Source organism: candidate division KSB1 bacterium (assembly GCA_034506395.1).
GTDB lineage: Bacteria > Zhuqueibacterota > Zhuqueibacteria > Thermofontimicrobiales > Thermofontimicrobiaceae > Thermofontimicrobium.
This window is the reverse complement of the sequence record JAPDPQ010000024.1, coordinates 41,053-61,504: the sequence shown is the minus strand read 5'-3', so window position 1 is coordinate 61,504 and position 20,452 is coordinate 41,053. Positions and strand designations below refer to the sequence as shown.

Annotated in this window: 14 protein-coding genes and 1 tRNA gene; 13 read left to right on the top strand and 2 right to left on the bottom strand. The window is 47.4% G+C overall.

Annotated elements, in window-relative coordinates; genetic code table 11:
* The first annotated feature begins 19 nt into the window (after window positions 1–19).
* From ONB37_14540 to ONB37_14480, 13 genes are all read left to right on the top strand, one after another.
* Window positions 20–1,036, top strand: coding sequence for a dipeptide epimerase (locus ONB37_14540; GenBank protein MDZ7401376.1), 1,017 nt, complete (start codon window positions 20–22; stop codon window positions 1,034–1,036).
* A gap of 31 nt (window positions 1,037–1,067) precedes the next feature.
* Window positions 1,068–2,573, top strand: a complete 1,506-nt coding sequence (gene dacB, locus ONB37_14535; protein ID MDZ7401375.1) for a D-alanyl-D-alanine carboxypeptidase/D-alanyl-D-alanine-endopeptidase — start codon at window positions 1,068–1,070, stop codon at window positions 2,571–2,573.
* 116 nt (window positions 2,574–2,689) lie between these two features.
* Window positions 2,690–2,956, top strand: a complete 267-nt coding sequence (locus ONB37_14530) for a hypothetical protein (protein MDZ7401374.1) — start codon at window positions 2,690–2,692, stop codon at window positions 2,954–2,956.
* A gap of 36 nt (window positions 2,957–2,992) precedes the next feature.
* Window positions 2,993–4,552 carry a HAMP domain-containing protein gene (locus ONB37_14525; GenBank protein ID MDZ7401373.1) on the top strand — a complete coding sequence of 520 codons (1,560 nt, stop codon included), beginning with the start codon at window positions 2,993–2,995 and terminating at the stop codon, window positions 4,550–4,552.
* 18 nt (window positions 4,553–4,570) lie between these two features.
* On the top strand, window positions 4,571–6,832 hold the full coding sequence (locus tag ONB37_14520) for a hypothetical protein (GenBank protein ID MDZ7401372.1): 2,262 nt from the start codon (window positions 4,571–4,573) through the stop codon (window positions 6,830–6,832).
* A 135-nt stretch (window positions 6,833–6,967) separates the two neighbouring features.
* Window positions 6,968–8,641, top strand: a complete 1,674-nt coding sequence (locus ONB37_14515) for a ribulokinase (GenBank protein ID MDZ7401371.1) — start codon at window positions 6,968–6,970, stop codon at window positions 8,639–8,641.
* Between the two features lie 243 nt (window positions 8,642–8,884).
* The gene (locus tag ONB37_14510; protein MDZ7401370.1) at window positions 8,885–10,642 is read left to right on the top strand and encodes a sodium:solute symporter; all 1,758 of its coding nucleotides are present in this window, start codon (window positions 8,885–8,887) and stop codon (window positions 10,640–10,642) included.
* 174 nt (window positions 10,643–10,816) lie between these two features.
* Window positions 10,817–11,878 (top strand): galactose mutarotase, encoded by a 1,062-nt coding sequence (locus ONB37_14505; protein MDZ7401369.1) that lies wholly within the window; start codon window positions 10,817–10,819, stop codon window positions 11,876–11,878.
* Between the two features lie 96 nt (window positions 11,879–11,974).
* Complete coding sequence (locus ONB37_14500; protein ID MDZ7401368.1) at window positions 11,975–14,389, top strand: glycoside hydrolase family 127 protein; 2,415 nt, start codon at window positions 11,975–11,977, stop codon at window positions 14,387–14,389.
* Between the two features lie 85 nt (window positions 14,390–14,474).
* Complete coding sequence (gene araA, locus ONB37_14495; protein ID MDZ7401367.1) at window positions 14,475–15,980, top strand: L-arabinose isomerase; 1,506 nt, start codon at window positions 14,475–14,477, stop codon at window positions 15,978–15,980.
* 138 nt (window positions 15,981–16,118) lie between these two features.
* Complete coding sequence (locus tag ONB37_14490; protein ID MDZ7401366.1) at window positions 16,119–17,777, top strand: sodium:solute symporter family protein; 1,659 nt, start codon at window positions 16,119–16,121, stop codon at window positions 17,775–17,777.
* Between the two features lie 114 nt (window positions 17,778–17,891).
* On the top strand, window positions 17,892–18,119 hold the full coding sequence (locus ONB37_14485; GenBank protein ID MDZ7401365.1) for a hypothetical protein: 228 nt from the start codon (window positions 17,892–17,894) through the stop codon (window positions 18,117–18,119).
* Between the two features lie 253 nt (window positions 18,120–18,372).
* Window positions 18,373–19,656, top strand: a complete 1,284-nt coding sequence (locus ONB37_14480; GenBank protein MDZ7401364.1) for a galactokinase — start codon at window positions 18,373–18,375, stop codon at window positions 19,654–19,656.
* A 140-nt stretch (window positions 19,657–19,796) separates the two neighbouring features.
* Here ONB37_14480 and ONB37_14475 read toward each other — a convergent pair.
* Both ONB37_14475 and ONB37_14470 read right to left on the bottom strand, forming a co-directional pair.
* Window positions 19,797–19,869 (bottom strand) — tRNA-Phe (locus ONB37_14475).
* Between the two features lie 66 nt (window positions 19,870–19,935).
* Entirely contained in the window at window positions 19,936–20,445 is a 510-nt protein-coding gene (locus ONB37_14470) for a PTS sugar transporter subunit IIB (protein ID MDZ7401363.1), read from the bottom strand.
* Between the last annotated feature and the right edge of the window lie 7 nt (window positions 20,446–20,452).

Sequence of the window (20,452 nt, the reverse complement as noted above, 5' to 3'; positions counted from 1 at the left end):
GATGGTTCCGATCAAAAGGATGAAATTAAGCTGGCAAAAAGTTAAATTGCCCCTCAAGCATCAATTCGTGGTGGCCTATAGTCAAAAAAGTTACGCAGAAAATGTCTTCATCCAATTGGGACATGATGGCATCATTGGCTACGGTGAGGCAGCGCCTTCCTATTTTTACCATGAGAGCGCCAACACGGTCGTCGCTTTTTTGGAACAACAGCGCGACCTTTTGTCGCAGCCATTGGTGGATCTTGATTCGATCATGGGGCAAATGGAACAGCGCTTCCCAGGTAATTATGCAGCAAAGGCGGCAATCAATCTGGCGTTGTACGATATTTTGGGAAAACAAGCCAATTTGCCAGTGCATCGGCTTTTAGGGATTCAGAGCGATGGGCCGATGGTCACTTCTTTTACAATAGGAATTGACAGCTTATCCATGATCCGGACCAAAGTGATGGCTGCTGCCAATTACCCAATCCTAAAGATCAAGTTGGGCAGCGACCATGACGAGGAGATTATCAAAACGGTTCGCCAGTTCACCCAATGCCCATTACGCATTGACGCAAACGAAGGATGGACGCGTGAGCAAGCCGTAGCGAAAATTCATTGGCTTGAGCAATTCGATATCGAGTTGGTGGAGCAACCCTTACCAGCTAACGATATCGAAGGCACCCGATGGGTCAGAGAGCGGGTGAGACTACCGATCTTCGCAGATGAAAGCCTTACCATCGGCCACAATCTGGAACAACTGGTTGGGGCATTCGACGGGGTCAATATTAAATTGATGAAATGCGGTGGCATATCAGCAGCTTTAAATTTAGTAGCCAAAGCCCGGACGCTTGGTCTCAAAACAATGCTGGGTTGTTTCATCGAAAGCTCTTTGGGGATCAGTGCCGCTGCTCAAATCGCTCCATTGTTCGATTACTTGGATGTGGACGGTGCGCTATTATTGAAAACCGATCCGTTTGATGGGGTCAAGATCGTCGACGGCTGGTTTACGTTGCCCCAAGGACCAGGACTGGGAGCAACTCCGGTGCTTATTTAATCTTCATGCTGTTCAAAGTGGAGGTATTGCTTTGCAGATTTGCAGGAACAATAGTTGGTTGATCTTTGTTTTTATTTCCCTGTTTTATCGATGTAGTTATTTTCAACCGTTACAGCACCCTCAAACTGCTGAGGCAAAACTGAAATCCGAATTGGACCAGGCATTCGATGATCCGGCGTTCAGCAACGCTCATTGGGGTGTGATGATACAATCGCTGAAAAACGGTGAAATTCTTTACGCTCGAAACGCGCACAAAAATTTCATCCCAGCTTCGAACATGAAATTATTTACCACTGCAGCAGCACTGACTAAATTAGGACCAGAATATCGCTATCAGACACAATTTTATATTAATGGAAGTGTTGACAATCAAGGTATACTCCACGGCGATTTGATCGTTGTAGGCAGTGGCGATCCATCTATTACTGGGCGTTATTATTTTGGCGAGGTTACGAAGCCGCTGGAGATATGGGCAGATTCAATCAAAGCCCATGGTATTCGACTGATCGACGGCAATATTATCGCCGATGACAACTTGTTCGATGACGAGATAATGGGGGAAGGATGGGCCTGGGATTATCAATCGGATTGGTATGCCGCTCAGATCAGCGCCCTGTCCTTCAATGATAATTGCATCAACATCTACATCTCTCCAGGCGATTCCATTGGTGCACCAGCCAAATATCAACTGGTGCCGAATACCGATTACGCGACGGTCATCAATCGAGTCGTCACTGTCCGCAACGGACTCGAGCAGGAGATCAAATTCAAACGCAAAGCCGGTACAAATTTGGTGGAGATTTCAGGCGCCATCGCTATAAATTCCTCTGCTCGATTGGATTGGTTCTCCATCGACAATCCTTCGCTGTTTACGGTCAAGGTTTTTCAGCAGGTTCTGAGGCAAAAGGGCATCAATGTTTCTGGAATCGCCTACGATATTGATGATCTGAGTGGCTATTCTTACCCCAAACGTCCCGAAAATTTCTTGTTTAATTTCGAATCTCCCCCGCTCAGGGAAATCGTCGCAACGATCAATAAAGTCAGCCAGAACCTATATGCTGAGATGTTGCTTAGAACCTTGGGGGCTCATTTCCGAGGAATTGGGAGCGCTTCGAATGGGATTGCAGTCGTTAAGGAATTTCTTGGCAATATTGGTATCGATACCAATCAATTCGTAATGGTCGATGGTTCTGGTCTGTCGCGTTTGAATATGGTTACACCGCAACAGATTGTCACGCTATTACGTTATATGCGCAACAGTCCCCAACGGGATTATTTTTACCATTCCCTTCCGATCGCTGGAAACGATGGCACGCTGAAAAATCGGATGCAGCGGACAGCTGCGGAAGGAAATGTTCGGGCAAAAACCGGTTTCGTCGGTTATGCAAGGGCGCTCTCTGGGTACATCACTACTGCCGACAATGAAGAGCTGGCTTTTTCAATGATTGCAAATAACTATTCCGTGCCAACCGCCATGGCTAACCTGATTCAGGACCTAGTATGCGAGCGTTTGGCAAACTTTACTCGATCGAGATGATCTCTTGATGACAGCATCGCAGATGTGCTCCGATCCTATCCACCAGTGGTGGCGGATCTCATCTTAAGGGGAAATAAAAATTAAATTGGTTATTCCTACACAACGAGGAGAAAAAGATGTTTTTCAAGCAAGTTCGCATCAGACAATTTAATTACATTCCCCGGTACTACAAACCCGAGCCAGATGAAGAAGACCAGGCCGGGCCGAGGATCAAATTCCGGCGCCTCATTCCACGCCGAGCAGCGCCACAGCGTTCAGTATGGGTCGTACTGATTTTAATTGCGGTGATTATTTTTCTGCTCCGTTTTTTTATTGGCGCAGCAACTGAACCGAAACCAAAGAACTTTAAATTCGAAGAGATCAAAGTCGAGACGATCAAATAATCACAAAAGCATCTGGGCTGGAGGATTTTCTGACTCATGACACCCAATTACCGACACTCGGGGAACGTTGAGCATCGCTCCTCGCTGGGTGCGACACAAGATCTTTTTTTGTCTATTATCACCCGCTTCGTTCGTTTGGTCACATCCATACTTGATGCTATTCGGTCGATCTGGTCGCGATCTAAAAATATCTTTGTCTCTTTTCCAATCCGACAGAAACTCAGCATCATCATCGGATTGATCGTGATTACGGTCATCCTTGTCCTGAGCCTAATTTTTCAAGCCACCGAAAAACGCATCTTGACCTCGAAAATCGAAGAGATCTGCCGGTTGTCGGTTCATTATCTCGCTTCAGACATTCGCGATAATCTGCTGTTAGGAGAGAAAGACCCTCATCAGCTCAGTGGCATTAAGGAGTCGGTGTTCAAAATCAAAAATCAGGGGATTAATGGCCTGGACTATGCCTGGGTAATCAATCGTCGTGGCGAGCTGGTCGCTCATAGCAATTGGCAGCCCAATGAAATTGGCCAAAAGACCATCCCAGAGATCGATCGAGAGCAATTACTCAATTTGCGCGAACCGAAGATCGAAGAGAAGGAGACCCATTACGAATATTACTACCCGGTTCTGATCCTGCGCAAAACTGCCTTTGAGCAGACCAACTATTTTCTCGGCGTCACCGGCATCGGATTCTCCAAAGCCGTTCTGTCGACTCCGATCAAAGAAGCCAGGAAGATCATCTACACGATTGCGTTATTGGTGACGGTCCTATCGATCTTGGGGATTTATTTTTTGACCCAGCGCATGGTGCAACAGATTCAAGCATTATCGGAGGGCGCTCGGCAGATTGGACAGGGGAATCTTAATATCAAGATCGCCGTGAATAGCCGCGATGAACTGGGGCAATTGGCAAAAGAGTTCAATAACATGACCATGCATCTCAAAGAAAAGATGCAGATGCAAAAGTTCGTCTCCCAAATGACTCGGCAGATGATCAAAAAGAACGTCTACTCCGATGAACGCACCGCCACCAGCGAACAATGTGACATTGCTGTGCTGTTTTCGGATGTTCGCGATTTTTCCCGGTTCTCCCAACGTCACAGTCCCGAAGTCGTTGTGAAAGTCATCAACATCTATCTTGATCTGCAGGCCAGGATCATCGAGGAAAATTATGGCATTGTGGATAAGTTTATGGGCGATCAAATCATGGGGGTGTTCGAGGGTGCAAACAAACATGTCAACCTGCTCAATGCCGCCGTTTCGATCCAGAAGGCCATCGAAAAGCTGAATCGCGAGCGAGAACAGCTTCATCTGGAGACCTTGACCGTCGGAATTGGCATCAATATTGGGCACGCGGTATTGGGGAACATTGGGTCTAAGGATCGAATGGATTACACGGTTGTAGGCGATGTAGTGAACCTTGCCTCTCGGTTCTGTGACGTGGCCAAACCAGGTCAAATCATCACATCGACCAAATTTCTTTCCATGTTTAATTTTATCTATCCGACTGTGAAATTGGGCGCGATCGCCATTAAAGGGAGAGATGAACCAGTCGAAATATGCAATATTGACTATAAGCGCGATTTTATCGAATAAATTAATAGCACAAACTGCATGAGATTATCTTTTGCCATCATCACCGTTCTCCTAACACTCAATCCAGTCATGATCTTTGGGCAATGGGGGTCGTTCCCGGTGGCGCCCAATGCGATGTGCGTGGGAGTTGCTGGGTCAACAGTGGCGTTGCCCTATGATCCATCTGCCAGCTATTGGAACCCAGCCAATATCGCATTTCTCCCCACCAATCGGATCATGGTGAGCTTGGATGAGCGATCTTTTCTGCATCAGTTGGCGGCAAGCAAATTTATGCCGCCCGCAACGGGCGTGGGATTCAACTTGTTCCGATCTCGCAGCACCGATCTGGCTACTTTTGCAGTGTCTTATCGTGTTCTGCCCTATCTCTCGATTGGCAGTAATTTGAATTTCAGCAAGACGCTTTATCAGAATCGCTATTCCAGTCTCGGATTCGGCCTGCTATTTATCACCCAGCCTGATTACCGCAGCAGAAGGGAAGTCTATGACACGCTCTGGAAATGGTTGCGCTCTCCAGCGATGCGCGAGCGTTTTAGTTTAGGCATTTCTGTCCAGAACCTGGCTTTCCCCCCACATGATCAACAGCGACAGCATCAAATTCAATTGGGTGCGGCGATGAAGCCATTGCAATATGGGCCGCAACTCCATTTCGCGACTCATTTCCAAGAAGAGCAGCGCTCTTATCATTTAGGTACCCTAACATCCCTTTCCAAATACCTGACCTTGTTTGCTGGGGTCCGTGATTTTGAGATTAAGAATTTTTCAGCCGGCTTGGCGATCTCGCTTGGTTCGCTCGAAGTGGATTTGAGTTACGACCATCAGCGGGCTCAGTTTTTCGGCTCTGCAATCTTGCGCCTCAGTGACGACCAAAAATCGATGTTTCTCAAATACCGCCAACAGGCTAACCAGCAATTGCAGGACAATAATCTCTCCGAAGCGATTAAAAACTACACCAAAGCATTGGCCTATGATCCTGGCGATGAGGACATCCAGTTCTTGATCCCATTGATTCAAAATCAATCGAATGAGACATCCCATAAGATTGATTCGCTCTATCAAGTGGCTTCGAATTTTGAATCAAAGGGATGGTACATCAACGCATTTCTGACATATCGAAAGCTGTTAGAACTAGACGCGCACAATCGAAAGGCGCGGAGCCGTTTAAAGGCGCTGAATTCTCGGCTACAGCCTTATTTAGAACAAATTTTTCAACAAGGCGTGGCTTACTATAATGAAGCTAACCTGAAACGTGCTCAATTGATCTTTGAAAAAGTGCTCTTGGTAGATTCCCATCATCAAGGAGCGAAAACCTACCTGGCGAAAATCGATAGCATCAATACACGAACAGCGAACGATTACTATTATCGCGGATTGGGATATTTCAACCAGCGCAATTTCGTTCGAGCATATCAAGAGTTCAAGAACGCGCTGAGCTGGAGCCCAAATCATAAGGATGCCAAAGAATATCTGCAAAAAGCAGAACGAGAACTGCTGGTCGTTCATCAACATATTCAGGATTATCTCACTGAAGCAAAGAACCACGAGGACGCCCAACGATATTCGAAAGCGGCTATCTCTTATCGAAAGGTGCTGGAGTTGGACCGAAATCATCAATATGCACGGAACCGTTTGATGGCGCTTAGCCCTCAGATTAAAAAGGAACTCGATGATCGGTTTGCCCGCGCGAAAAGATTCTACGATGAGATGAACTACAGCGCTGCAGTGAGATTGCTCCAAGAAAATTTAGCGATCGATCCAGATCATCAAGCGTCCAAAAATTATCTCCGTATGGCGAATCAAAAACTTTCCGACCTCGCTGAACAACATTACGGTCGCGCTCAAAGCTTTTATTATCAGAAGAAATGGGATCTGGCACTTCAGGAATGCGCACTGGCGCTCTCTCTCAATCCGAACCACAGTGGTTCAAAAGAACTTCAAAGGATGATCATGGCCAATATCGGCCAAGATAAACTCTTAGAACGCGGCCGATCATATTACGAGCGCGGCGATTATCTCAATGCGCGCTCCACTTTTCGGCAGATACTTCAGAAAGAGCCCTATAATGCTGACGCTCGCAGCTATTTGGATCGGATTGAGGCGGAATTAAGTGAACGGTGTGAAGAGCTGTTCAACCTCGGCATGGTGAAATATACTGAGGCCAATTACGAAGAAGCAATTGAAGAATGGCGCAAAATTCTGGTCATCGACCCAGAACACAAGAGCGCCAAGGAATACATCCAAAAAGCAGAACAACGGCTCGAAGCATTAAAGAAAATTGAATAGCAAGAAGACAAAAATAGTTCCGTAGCTTTGGAAAGCCGACCATTTTTATGACTCTGAATCGAACAACACCTAAAATAGCATTGTGCCTTTTTCAAGAGAATGAATGACGGGTAATCAAGCGAGCGAGGGAGAGTCATGAATACCAATGAGCATTATGTTATAGGGATTGATTTCGGGACCGATTCTGTTCGTACTTTAATCGTAGATGCAGCGGATGGATCAGAGGTCGCTACGGATGTGCAGTATTATCCGAGATGGAAGCAGGGGAAATATTGCGATCCAGGCAGAAACCAGTTTCGCCAGCATCCCCTGGACCATATTGAGTGTCTGGAAGCATCGGTGCGCAATGCGCTGGCGCGTGCGCCCAAAGGCATAGCTCAGAAAGTCCGTGGCCTCTCCATCGATACCACGGGATCGACCCCTGCACCAGTAGATCGCAATGGCACACCTTTGGCGCTCACGCCTGGCTTCGAAGAAAACCCCAATGCCATGTTCATCCTCTGGAAGGACCATACCGCAGTGAAAGAAGCTGAGGAGATCAACCGGTTGGCGAAGAGCTGGGGCGGTGAGGATTTCACCAAATATTCTGGAGGCGTTTATTCCTCTGAGTGGTTCTGGTCCAAAATTTTGCACGTGCTCAGAGAAGATGAACAGGTCCGACGGGCCGCGTTTTCCTGGGTAGAACATTGCGATTGGCTGCCAGCACTGCTCACTGGCAATACCGATCCACTGCAAATTAAGCGCAGCCGCACCGCCGCGGGTCATAAAGCCATGTGGCACGCCTCTTGGGGTGGCCTCCCCTCAGAGCAGTTTCTCACCAAGCTCGATCCTTTGTTAGCAGGCTTGCGCGATCGGCTTTACCGAGAAAGCTTTACTGGCGATGTGCCAGTCGGCAAATTAACCCCAGAATGGGCGCAACGATTGGGCTTATCCAATAATGTCATTGTTGGAGTTGGTTCCTTCGATGCCCATTTTGGAGCGATCGGCGCTGAAATTCAGCCCCACCTCCTCGTCAAAGTCATGGGCACATCCACGTGTGATATGATGATCACTGAACTCCCTCGAAATGGCGAACATCTGGTGCGGGGAATCTGCGGCCAGGTGGACGGCTCTATTGTGCCCGGATATCTGGGGTTAGAGGCAGGGCAATCCGCTTTCGGTGACGTCTATGCTTGGTTCAAAGAACTTCTCATGTGGCCACTTCAAAATCTGTCCTTTGATCTGCCAGGAGCCAAACACCGAGCTTTGATCCAGAGCATCGATGAAGCAATTATTCCTGCACTGTCCCAAGCAGCGGAAAAGCTGCCGATCAGCGGCAATGGCATCTTGGCATTGGACTGGCTCAACGGCCGCCGCACTCCAGATGCCAATCAGGCTTTGAGAGGTGCCATCACTGGATTGAATTTGGGTTCCAATGCCCCTCAAATTTTCCGAGCTTTGGTGGAGGCTACTGCATTTGGCGCAAAGCGGATCGTCGATCGATTTATTGAAGAGGGGGTGGAAATCCGAGGCGTCATCGCTGTTGGCGGGATCCCGAAAAAATCTCCGTTTGTAATGCAAGTGACCGCCAATGTACTCAATATGCCCATTAAGGTCATTGCCTCCGAACAGGCGGTAGCTTTGGGCACAGCGATGGCAGCAGCCACTGCGTGCGGACTATATCCCGATATTCCAACCGCCCAGCGCGCCATGGGAAGCGGATTTGAGCGCGAATACCAGCCGAATCCAGATCAGGCAATGCAGTATCAACAGCTTTATCAGAAATATCTAAAACTCTGCGACTGGATCGAACATGAGTTCACTTCCTGATTGAGACGGCCGATTTTTCAATGCTATTTTAAGTCTCACAAGAGAATCAGAACTGGAGTAATCTGGCAATTCATCGCTTTCAAGACAATAATCTTGCATGTCTTTAATGAGATCAAAAATGAAGCTGCCAAGTTGAAACTGAATTTGAAATCAAATGATGAAATCGCTTCCAAAATCTTGGCGTCCATCATAATTCACTACCTTTGCAATGGTCAAAATGAACGTTAATGAGGGAGAACGAGAATGGGATCAGCTTTAGGATGGATTGATCTGACGGTGGTAGCGGGCTATTTTATCATCATTCTGGGGCTGGCGTGGTGGGTCATTCGCCAGCGACAGAATACGACCACAGACTACTTTCTCGCTGGCCGGCACCTGGGCTGGTTTATCATCGGTGCGTCTATCTTTGCTTCAAACATTGGCTCGGAACACTTGGTCGGCTTGGCTGGCTCAGGTGCCACAGATGGCGTTGCCATGGCGCATTATGAGCTTCATGCCTGGTGCTTGTTGGTGTTGGCCTGGGTAATGGTGCCGTTCTATATGCGTTCCAAAGTCTTCACCATGCCCGAATTTTTGGAACGACGCTTCTCACCCACTGCCCGAACGGTCCTCTCCGTGATTTCTCTGGTCGCCTACGTGCTGACAAAAATTGCGGTTGGCATTTTTGCTGGCGGTGTCGTGTTCAGTGTGCTCCTGCCAGATGTGAATTTCATGGGACTGGATAGTTTTTGGGTCGGTTCCATCTTAGTGATCGTGCTGACGGGCATTTATACGATTCTCGGCGGGTTGCGGGCAGTCGCATATACTGAAGCGCTACAAACCATCATTCTTATCATCGGCTCAATGTTGGTGACCGTTTTTGGTTTGAAAGCCATCGGTGGTTGGAGCGAACTGCGGGCTGTAGCTGGATCAGAAATGTTCAACCTTTGGAAACCATTGGTTCCGGATGGGTTGGCAGGTACCTGGGCACCGGTGAAAGAGTCCACTCGGATGGCCTGGTATTTTAATGACAATTACCCTTGGCTCGGCATGTTGTTCTGCGCTCCCATTATCGGGCTCTGGTACTGGTGTACCGATCAATACATTGTTCAACGCGCGCTGGGAGCCCCAAATGAACGCGAAGCGCGTCGCGGTTCCATTTGGGCCGCTTATTTGAAACTCCTGCCTGTGTTCATTTTCATCATCCCTGGGATCATCAGTTTTGCATTAGCAAAGAGCGGCAAGGTCGCTGCCATCCAGCAGGTATTCTTCGATGGTTCGGGCAATTTACTCCGCGATCGCGCCCAAGAAGCCTTCCCCCTTCTTGTGGCTCACGTATTGCCAGTCGGTGTCCGGGGCATCGTGGTGGCCGGCCTTCTGGCTGCTTTGATGAGCTCTCTGGCTGGCGTCTTTAACGCCTCCTCCACTCTATTCACCATGGATTTTTATTCTCGCCTCCGACCCCAATCCACCCAACAACACCTCGTTTGGGTCGGTCGCCTTGCCACAGCCGTGATGGTGCTCATCGGTTTGCTGTGGATCCCAGTGATCCGAGGCGGCAAAGGATTGTACGACTATTTACAGGGAGTTCAATCCTATTTAGCACCGCCAATCTTCGTCGTGTTCTTCTTCGGCGTTTTCATGAAGCGGCTCAATGCCAAAGGATGCCTCGCCGCTCTCATCACTGGGTTTCTTTTGGGACTATTTCGAATGGCTGTCGATACGCCAGTCAAGCTTATTGGCAATTTTCAATATGAATATGGCTCGTTTCTATGGATCGTAAATCACATCTATTTTCAGTATTATAGCCTGCTGATCTTTATCATTTCTATCATCATTATGATCGTCGTCAGCTATTTGACCGAAGAGCCTTCGTATGATCGAATAACTGGCTTAACTTTCTCCACGATGACCGAGGAGCACCGAAGGCAAACTCGAGAGAGTTGGAACTATAAAGACGTCGTTTATTCGATGATCGTATTGGCCCTGATCCTGGCGGCTTATTTGTACTTTACTGGATAATTTCGACCCAAATCATGAGTTTTTTAATGATGCTGAATTTAATTTGGGTCCTTTGCTCATTTCACAAATCGAATAGGAGCCCCAATGAAAAATTTCAAAATACTTGTGCCACTCGCATTTTCAATCATCTTATCAATTCTTCTCATGAAATGCTCAAAAAAGGAAAAATCAACCATGACAATTGAAAAGCAATTCTTTGGTCAGACGGAAGACGGGAGGATCGTGGATCTCTATACTTTGACCAATAGCAATGGAGTGACCGTTCAAATCACCAATTACGGCGGGATTGTTACTTCTCTTTTGGTCCCAGATAAAAATGGGAAAATTGGCGATGTGGTTTTAGGCTATGACAATTTGGATGGATATTTGAAGGCCAGTCCCTATTTCGGCTGCATCGTCGGCCGTTATGGCAATCGCATTGCCAAAGGCAAGTTTACTCTAAATGGTAAAACTTATAATTTGGCCACCAATAATGGACCAAACCATCTCCATGGCGGAGTGAGAGGCTTTGATAAAGTGGTCTGGCAGGCCAAACCAATAAAAAGCCAGGATGCTGTCGGTTTGGAATTATCCTATTTGAGCCCTGATGGAGAAGAAGGTTATCCCGGCAATTTATCGGTGAAAGTAACCTATACTTTGACCAATGAAAATGCACTTCATATCGATTATGAGGCCAGTTCTGATCAGCCGACCATTTGCAACCTAACACATCATAGCTATTTCAACCTGAAAGATGGTGGCGCCAGCCCCATTTTGGATCATGAATTAATGCTAAATGCGGATTACTTCACCCCGGTGGACGAGACGCTCATCCCGACTGGCGAATTGCGGCCAGTGGACGGAACTCCTTTTGACTTCAGGCGCCCCACTCCGATCGGAGCCCGGATCAATGTCGATGATGAACAGATCAAATACGGATTGGGCTATGACCACAATTTCGTGCTCAACGGAAATATGGGCGAATTGAGAATGGTCGGGAAGCTGCGCGAGGCCTCAACTGGCCGCGTGATGGAGATCTGGACCACAGAGCCAGGGCTTCAATTCTACTCTGGCAATTTTCTCGATGGTAGCATCATCGGCAAAAATGGCACGACTTATTACCATCGGCATGGTCTGTGCTTAGAAACGCAACATTTCCCAGATTCTCCTAACCATCCCAATTTTCCGTCCACGGTTCTGAATCCTGGGGAGAAATATCAAACGACGACCATCTATAAATTTATGGTCGAAAAATAAAGCTTAAAGCCGAACGGTCATGTCGTGCAATTCATAAATTCACCTCTAATCGCTAATGGCGATTTCAACAACCAGCTCGTTGAGGAAGAATATTTCATGTTCAGAATTATCCCAAAATTCTCCTCGATTTTGTTATTATTATTGGTGATGCTCTCTTGTTTGTCCAATGAACAGAGAGACTATCCTATACAGCCAGTTGCTTTCACCAACGTGCAGATCACCGATGAATTTTGGCAGCCACGGATGGAAATCAATCGGACAGTCACCATTCCTCATGCGTTCAAGAAATGTGAAGAAACAGGTCGACTGGACAATTTTGCCATCGCGGCGGGTTTAAAATCGGGAGAACAGCAGGGGAGCTATCCTTTTGACGATACCGACGTCTATAAGACGATTGAAGGAGCGTCTTATTGTCTGATGCTAAGCCCTCATCCTAAATTGGAGGCTTATCTGGATAGCGTCATCGCGTTGATCGCTGCGGCCCAAGAACCAGATGGATATCTTTATACTGCCCGGACCAACAAAGCGGAGCGACTCAAGAATTGGTTCGGTGAAAAGCGCTGGGAAAAACTTCAGAGTAGCCATGAATTGTACAATCTGGGACATTTGTACGAAGCAGCCGTCGCCCATTATCAAGCCATTGGCAAACGCAATTTGCTCGATGTGGCATTGAAAAGCGCCGAGCTACTTAATCGAACGTTCGGCTATGGAAAATTGCAGATTCCGCCTGGTCACCAGGTGATCGAAATGGGATTGGTTAAACTCTATCGGGTCACTGGTGAACCAAAGTATTTGAATCTGGCGAAATTTTTTCTCGATGTTCGCGGTAAGCCGTTAGACGGTCGTCAACTTTGGGGAGAATATTGCCAGGATCACAAGCCTGTGATCGAACAGGATGAAGCAGTTGGACATGCAGTACGAGCGGCTTACATGTACGCGGGCATGGCGGATGTGGCTGCACTCACTGGCGACCCCAAATATGCGAGGGCCATCGATCGCCTATGGGAAAACGTGGTCAGCAAAAAGCTCTATATTACTGGTGGCATTGGGGCAACTGGGGCTGGCGAGGCGTTCGGGAAAAACTATGAGTTGCCCAATATGAGCGCGTATAACGAAACCTGCGCAGCCATTGGCAATGTGTTCTGGAACCATCGATTATTTTTGCTGCATGGGCATTCAAAATATATTGATGTGCTGGAGCGGACCCTTTACAATGGTTTGATATCGGGCGTGTCGCTGGATGGAAAATCCTTTTTCTACCCCAATCCATTGGCCTCAGTGGGACAACATGCCCGCAGCCCGTGGTTTGGATGTGCATGCTGCCCTGGCAACATTGCGCGATTTATGGCGTCCATTCCAGGTTATGTTTATGCCCATCGCGATAAAGAAATTTACATCAACTTGTTCATTGATAATAATGCTGCGATTCGAATAAAAGATCAAATAGTTAAGATTCAACAACGAACGCGTTATCCCTGGGACGGATCGGTGATCATCACCATCAATCCAGAGATCGAGAACCGAGCATTCTCCATTTTGATCCGCGTTCCCGGGTGGGCACTGAATCAGCCAGTCCCTAGCCATTTGTACCGATTTTTGGATTCATCCGATCAACAGCATTGGTTCACGCTAAATGGGAATCACATTTCACCACCGATTAAGCATGGCTATGCTGTGATCAACAAAAAATGGCATCGCGGGGATACAATAGAACTTGACTTCCCTATGCCAATCCGGAGAATCGTGGCTCATGATAGCGTGAAAGCCGATCGCGGCAGGGTCGCGCTGCAGCGCGGGCCGATTGTTTATTGCGTTGAATGGCCTGATGTACAGGACGGACATGTTCTAAATTTGGTACTACCAGATAGCTCAAAATTATCCAGCGAATTTCGAGCTGATTTGCTCAACGGCGTCCAAATCATTACCGGCAAAGCCATTGCCCTTCGAGTAAGCAAAGATGCTTCTTCGTTAGAAAAAAGTGATCAACGTTTCTTAGCGATTCCTTATTACGCCTGGGCACATCGAGGTAGGGGCGAAATGGCCGTGTGGTTAGCAAGAGAAGAGTCTGCCGCAAAACCATTAGGTCATCCGACCCTGGCATCTCAAAGCAAAGTGACCGTCTCGTTCGGCCACAATCCTGAGGCGATTCATGACCAATTGGAGCCCCAGCGCTCAGGAGATCATGAAGTGCCCTTTTTCCATTGGTGGGATCATAAGGGCACAACCGAATGGGTGCAATATGATTTCCCTCAGCCTGAGGAGGTATCAACTGTCGGAATTTATTGGTTCGACGATACTGGAGTCGGTGAATGCCGGGTGCCGTTATCGTGGAAAATCCTCTATAAATTGGGAAATGAATGGAAACCGGTCTATACGGAAGACAATTATGGCGTAGCAAAGGATCGATACAATGAAGTCGTGTTCGAGACGGTAAGAACCACGGCGCTGCGATTGGAGATCCAATCCCAGCCCGGTTTTGCTGGGGGGATTCATGAGTGGATTGTTCGATAGCTGCCAAATGGACAATTAAGCAATTGATTTTATATTCGCGAGGTTTTTGAGAATAATCACTTGCGATTCAAAACAAGGGGCGTGTATGATCAATTATGATAATTTAGAAGCTTGGTTTGTCACTGGGAGTCAGCATCTTTACGGTGAAATGGCGCTCAGGCAAGTGACTGAGGATTCAAAGAAGATTGCCGACGCCCTTTCCCGCTCGACGAGAATTCCAGTGAAAATCATATATAAGCCAGTAGTAACTACAGCGGATGAGATTTATCATCTCTGTCAGTCGGCGAATTCATCGCCAAATTGCATCGGTTTGATCACCTGGATGCATACCTTTTCCCCGGCTAAGATGTGGATCGCTGGTTTGAAAGCCCTACAGAAACCATTGGCTCATTTACACACTCAATTCAACCGAAACCTTCCCTGGGCTGAAATCGACATGGATTTCATGAACCTGCACCAATCGGCGCACGGCGATCGCGAGTTCGGTTTTATCTGCACAAGGCTAAAACTGGAACGAAAAGTGATCGTGGGCTATTGGGAGGATGCGGATGTTCAGGATGAGCTGGCCACTTGGTTGCGGGCAGCGGCAGCCTGGCATGATGCTCAAGGCGCCAAAATCGCCCGCTTCGGCGACAACATGAGAGAAGTCGCAGTCACCGAAGGCGACAAAGTCGAAGCCCAATGGCGCTTAGGATATTCGGTCAATGGATATGGCCTGGGCGATTTGGTGCGATACATTGAACAAGTGCCCGACCAAGAAGTCGATCGGCTCAGTGCCGAATATTGGGATCAATATCGCGTCTCAGAATCAATGCGCAAGCGCCCCAATTTCGATCATTCAATTCGTGAGGCAGCGCGAATCGAACTGGGCTTGCGCGCGTTTCTCCAGGATGGCAATTTTAAAGCTTTTACAACCACCTTCGAAGACCTCCACGGGTTGGAACAATTGCCTGGCCTTGCCGTGCAACGCCTAATGGCCGATGGCTATGGTTTCGGCGCTGAAGGGGATTGGAAGACGGCTGCGTTGGTCCGGGCCATGAAAGTCATGGGCGCTGGTATTGACGCTGGAACTTCATTTATGGAAGATTACACTTATCATTTGGCTCCATCAGTGAATCAGATGAAAGTATTGGGCGCTCACATGCTCGAGGTCTGCGCATCGCTGGCCGATGGTCAACCTTCATTGGAAGTTCATCCACTCTCCATCGGCGGCAAAGCTGACCCAGCGCGATTGGTCTTTAATGTGAAATCAGGACCGGCAGTCAATGCAAGTCTCATCGATCTTGGACACCGGTTTCGCCTAATCGTCAACGAAGTCGCGGTCGTTCCCCCAGATGATCCCTTGCCAAAATTACCCGTGGCTCGGGCTGTGTGGATTCCCAAACCAAACCTCAAGATCGCTGCTGGCGCGTGGATTCTCGCTGGTGGGGCTCATCACACCGGTTTTAGTCAGGCAGTAAAACCCGCTCATCTGGCAGATTTTGCCAGGATGGCTGGAATAGAATATCTGATCATCAATGATGAAACGAAAATTTCAGAATTTGAGAAAGAGCTAAGATGGAATGAATTATCCTTTGCTTTGGCCAAATAAATCTTATCTGGGAATGCTGGCATTTAATATCAATCTCAGCTTTCGAATTTTCATGTGCTCGATCGAGCGACCGTCAGCTTTCGACAGAGGAGGTCCAATTAATAACATTACCCATCAACAATCATCAAGGAGGACAGGATGACATTTCAAATGTCTTGGATCGACTGGCTGATCATCATCATCTATTTTGGATTTGTTATTGGGATCGGCTATTATCTCAAACGATTTACCAAGACTGGCGATGATTTTTTTATGGCAGGGCGCAAAAATAGTGCCTGGGTGGCAGGGTTAGCCTTTCTGAGCGCCAATCTTGGCTCGTTAGAAATTTTGGGCTGGACAGGGGGTACCATGAAATACGGAATGTTCGTCTCCCATTTTTATTGGATTGGCGCAGTTCCAGCCATGCTGTTTTTGGGACTGTACATGATGCCCTTTTATTACAGCTCTAAAATTCATTCAATACCCGGCTACCTCAAGTTGCGTTTTGATGAAAAGACGCGATTGTTGAACGCCGCCAGCTTCGGCATCATGACCATTTTGATGTCGGGTATCAATCTTTATCTCATGGCGCTGGTGTTCAATGTCGTGCTAAAATGGGATTTGCACGTCAGTATCTGGATCAGCGCGGGGGTCATCGCAGTGTACATTACCTTGGGTGGATTATTGTCAGCAATTTTTACAGAAATTGTCCAATTTTTTCTCATTTGGTTCGGTCTGTTCTTAGTGTCAATTTTGGGGCTGATCGAATTGGGAGGGTTAAAAGCAGTCCTTACCGGCTTACCAGAGCGATTAAGCGCCCTTTGGTCGACCGCTGCCTCTCCGACTGCAAACGAAATGGGCGTTACTTGGTTGGGAATTGTCCTGGGTTTGGGCTTTGTTTTAAGCTTCGGATACTGGACCACGGATTTTTTGTTGGTACAACGAGCTTTTTCTGCCAAGGATTTGGATGCTGCTCGCAAAACGCCCATCTTTGCCAGTTTCTTTAAGATGGCGTTGCCGCTTATCGTCGTCGGTAGCGGGCTGGTCGCCTGGAAATTGCAAGATATGGGGCAAATTACCTTGTTAGCTCATCCTTACACAGGAGAACCATGGAATGATACAGCGCTGCCAGTGCTTATCGCCCGCTATTTCCCAGCCGGGTTGATCGGATTGGGAATAACAGCATTGCTCGCTGGGTTTATGGCAGGGCAGGCAGGCAATGTCAGCGCTTTCAATACGGTTTGGACCTATGACATTTATCGGGTCCTGTTTAAAAAGGATGCCAGCGATGCGCATTTGGTTGTGGTCGGCCGAATAACGACGATCGTCGGCATTTTTCTCAGCATCTTAACTGCTTATGCTGCCATGCGATTTAATACCATTATGGATTACATCCAGGCGATTTTTAGCTGGGTCAATGCACCCTTGTTCGCCACCATGTTGTTGGGAATGTTCTGGGCAAGAACTACCCCAGCAGGCGCATTCTGGGGCTTAATCGCTGGTATGGGCAGCTCATTTCTCATGTTCATCGGGATCAAATTTCATTGGCTCAATCCTGCTTGGCTCACCTTCAGCCAGAATCCCTCGGATATGAGTCATAATCTGTGGCGCGCTTGGTGGGCCTGGTTGATTTGTTTTGTATTGACCATAATCATCAGCTTGTTCACTAAACCCAAACCAAAAGAAGAGCTCGTCGGCTTGGTCAAAGGCCTGACCCCGGCTCCAACTGTAACAGGCCAGAAATTGCTCCAGCGGCCGGCAGTTGTTGCAGTCATTTCGTTCATCGTATTCGTCGTTTTAAATATCATCTTCTGGTAATTTTGTTAACAAGAAAAAGCTAAACCATCACATGGATGCAGCGCTTGTGGCACAAATCCTATGCGCCTTTTTCCTTGCATCATTCCAGCCACTGCAAAGAGGGAGATTTCGTTTATGTCAGAACAAAAAATGTTATCCATCTGGTTTTTTGTCGGCGTCATGCTGACGTTATTAGGAGCAATCATTCTATCGACCGGCGTCTATTATATTTTTTACCCACAACAAAAAACAGTGCTATCCAATATCAATCCCAGCTTATGGTGGGGTGCGATTATGCTGGCCGTTGGGCTCGCTTTTTTAGTTCCATCAATTAAAGCGTACCGGTCGTCCAATTCAAACTGAAAGGTTATTGAGGCCAGCACCACTCGTCCATTATTGAGTGGTGCTGGTCATCGGATGAAGATTGATGCAAATTAATCTGCTATAATTATCCGAAGTTCATGATCAAAAAATTATCATTCACAAGGATTTTTTGGTGCGATACGGCCTCGTTTTGAAATTTGAATTTGGTCCGTTTGCTTCGTCGCTGATGATATTTGCTTGATGTGAGGCGGATAAGTTAGTTCCTTTTTATTTCAAATTGTGGGATAAAATTATGATTTCGACACTTCAAAACTTGAGATCAGTTTTTAAAGAGATTTATTGTACCCGGGATGACTTGGTGATCCAGTCGAAGATCAAGCGATTCGACAGCTTGATTGAAAAATTCAATCAGATGTTCCATCAAACCGATCTTCATCTGTTCAGCACTCCGGGTCGAACGGAGATCGGAGGAAACCACACCGATCACAACCATGGCCGAGTGTTAGCTGCAAGCGTAAATCTGGATTCCATCGCTGTTGCGGCGATCAATCAGACCAATACAGTGACAGTTCATTCCGAAGGCTATCCACAACCATTCGTGGTGAACTTGGATCAACTGGATAAAGTAGCTCGGGAGGTTGGTACTACTTCGGCGCTGATTCGCGGTATTGCTGCCAGATTTAAACAGTCTGGCTTTCATATCGGTGGGTTCAACGCCGTGGTAACCAGCGATGTTTTGCCGGGCTCTGGATTGAGCTCCTCCGCTTCCATTGAAGTATTGATCGGGACGATTTTCAACTCTTTGTTCAATAACAATTCGATCCCGGCTCAAACCATTGCCCTCATCGGCCAATATGCTGAGAATGAGTACTTTGGCAAGCCATGCGGCCTGATGGATCAAACCACGTGTGCTGTCGGAGGGATCATCACCATTGATTTTTTGAACCCCAAAGAGCCAACAGTGCGCAAAGTTCATTTCGATTTTGCCTCGCAGAACTACAGCTTACTGGTAGTAGATACCGGTGGGAATCATGCCGATCTGACCGACGAATACGCCGCAGTGCCTCAAGAAATGAAAGCAGTTGCTCGTGAGTTAGGTGCAGAAGTCTGTCGCCAGATTCGCTATCACGATTTGATCGCTAAAATCAATGAAATTCGATCGCGGGTCGGCGACCGGGCAATTCTCAGGGCGATCCATTTTATAGGCGATAATACCAGAGTGTTGGAGCAAGTTTCGGCATTGGAAAAAGGAGATTTCAAGCGATTTTTAATGCTGGTCAATGAATCGGGCAATTCGTCATTCAAATGGCTGCAAAATATCTATACGACGAAAAACATCCGTGAACAAGGCGTGGCATTAGCATTAGCGGTAACCGAAAAATTTATCTCCGATCTTGGCGAAGGCGCCTGCCGCGTTCATGGAGGTGGATTTGCTGGCACCATCCAGGTATTCCTGCCAATTAGTGCCGTGACCGACTATATTCAGTTAATTGAGTCCATTTACGGGACCGGTAAGGCCCTGGTGCTGAGCATTCGCCCCCACGGTTCGCTGTATCTTAACCAATTTTTGAGCTAATCGGATACGAAACGATTCATTGTTTCTGAAAGCTTGAATCAAAAGGCGCGATATCGCAAAGCCATTTGGTTTTGGTTAACAGGATCGAATAGGGCTGTAATAAAAAAGCCGTTACACGCGCGATGTAACGGCTTTTTCTGTGGCGCCTCCCAGAATCGAACTGGGGACACACGGATTTTCAGTCCGTTGCTCTACCGACTGAGCTAAAGCGCCAACGTTATTTTTCGGGCCTAAAGATAATACATTTTACAATAAAAGTCAATATTTTTTTTATCGAGATTAAGTTCCAGATCCTTGTTCTATCGCACCAATTGCTTGAATGATATTGATGCTTTTGCTCCCTGGTACTTCTTTGCCTTCCAGCTCGATCTTCATCGCGCTGATGGCTTTGAAGCAGGCAATATCCTCATCGTCGACGAAGATATAAGGAGCAATGCGACGTTTGCCAGGCCGATAGTGCATTCCCCCAACGTTTATTTTTTTAATTTCCAGACCAGCCTTTGCCAGCTCCAAAACATCCTGCGGCGTTTCGACCAATAAAATGATGCGCTCACGCTGGATCTCGTCGTCTTGAATTAATTGAACCGTCTCTTGAATGCTAAGGACAGAAACCTTCAAGGGATATGGAGCACTGGCCTCTGTTCCCATGTAGATTTCTCGTTCCCATGGCGATTCGGCAATGGCGTCATTACAGAGCACAATCCGATCAGGCTTAAGCTGCAAACCCCATCCAACCACCACCTGGCCATGAATGAGGCGATCGTCAATTCGAACTAACACCAAAGGCATAACACTT

What these genes read in the sequence shown, in the direction of transcription:
- ONB37_14540 (MDZ7401376.1), top strand. Translation starts at nt 20, where the DNA reads ATGAAATTAAGCTGGCAAAAAGTTAAATTGCCCCTCAAGCATCAATTC.
- ONB37_14515 (MDZ7401371.1), top strand. Translation starts at nt 6,968, where the DNA reads ATGAATACCAATGAGCATTATGTTATAGGGATTGATTTCGGGACCGAT.
- ONB37_14510 (MDZ7401370.1), top strand. Translation starts at nt 8,885, where the DNA reads ATGGGATCAGCTTTAGGATGGATTGATCTGACGGTGGTAGCGGGCTAT.
- ONB37_14530 (MDZ7401374.1), top strand. Translation starts at nt 2,690, where the DNA reads ATGTTTTTCAAGCAAGTTCGCATCAGACAATTTAATTACATTCCCCGG.
- ONB37_14525 (MDZ7401373.1), top strand. Translation starts at nt 2,993, where the DNA reads ATGACACCCAATTACCGACACTCGGGGAACGTTGAGCATCGCTCCTCG.
- ONB37_14470 (MDZ7401363.1), bottom strand. Translation starts at nt 20,445, where the DNA reads ATGCCTTTGGTGTTAGTTCGAATTGACGATCGCCTCATTCATGGCCAG.
- ONB37_14485 (MDZ7401365.1), top strand. Translation starts at nt 17,892, where the DNA reads ATGTCAGAACAAAAAATGTTATCCATCTGGTTTTTTGTCGGCGTCATG.
- ONB37_14480 (MDZ7401364.1), top strand. Translation starts at nt 18,373, where the DNA reads ATGATTTCGACACTTCAAAACTTGAGATCAGTTTTTAAAGAGATTTAT.
- ONB37_14520 (MDZ7401372.1), top strand. Translation starts at nt 4,571, where the DNA reads ATGAGATTATCTTTTGCCATCATCACCGTTCTCCTAACACTCAATCCA.
- ONB37_14490 (MDZ7401366.1), top strand. Translation starts at nt 16,119, where the DNA reads ATGACATTTCAAATGTCTTGGATCGACTGGCTGATCATCATCATCTAT.
- ONB37_14505 (MDZ7401369.1), top strand. Translation starts at nt 10,817, where the DNA reads ATGACAATTGAAAAGCAATTCTTTGGTCAGACGGAAGACGGGAGGATC.
- ONB37_14500 (MDZ7401368.1), top strand. Translation starts at nt 11,975, where the DNA reads ATGTTCAGAATTATCCCAAAATTCTCCTCGATTTTGTTATTATTATTG.
- araA (MDZ7401367.1), top strand. Translation starts at nt 14,475, where the DNA reads ATGATCAATTATGATAATTTAGAAGCTTGGTTTGTCACTGGGAGTCAG.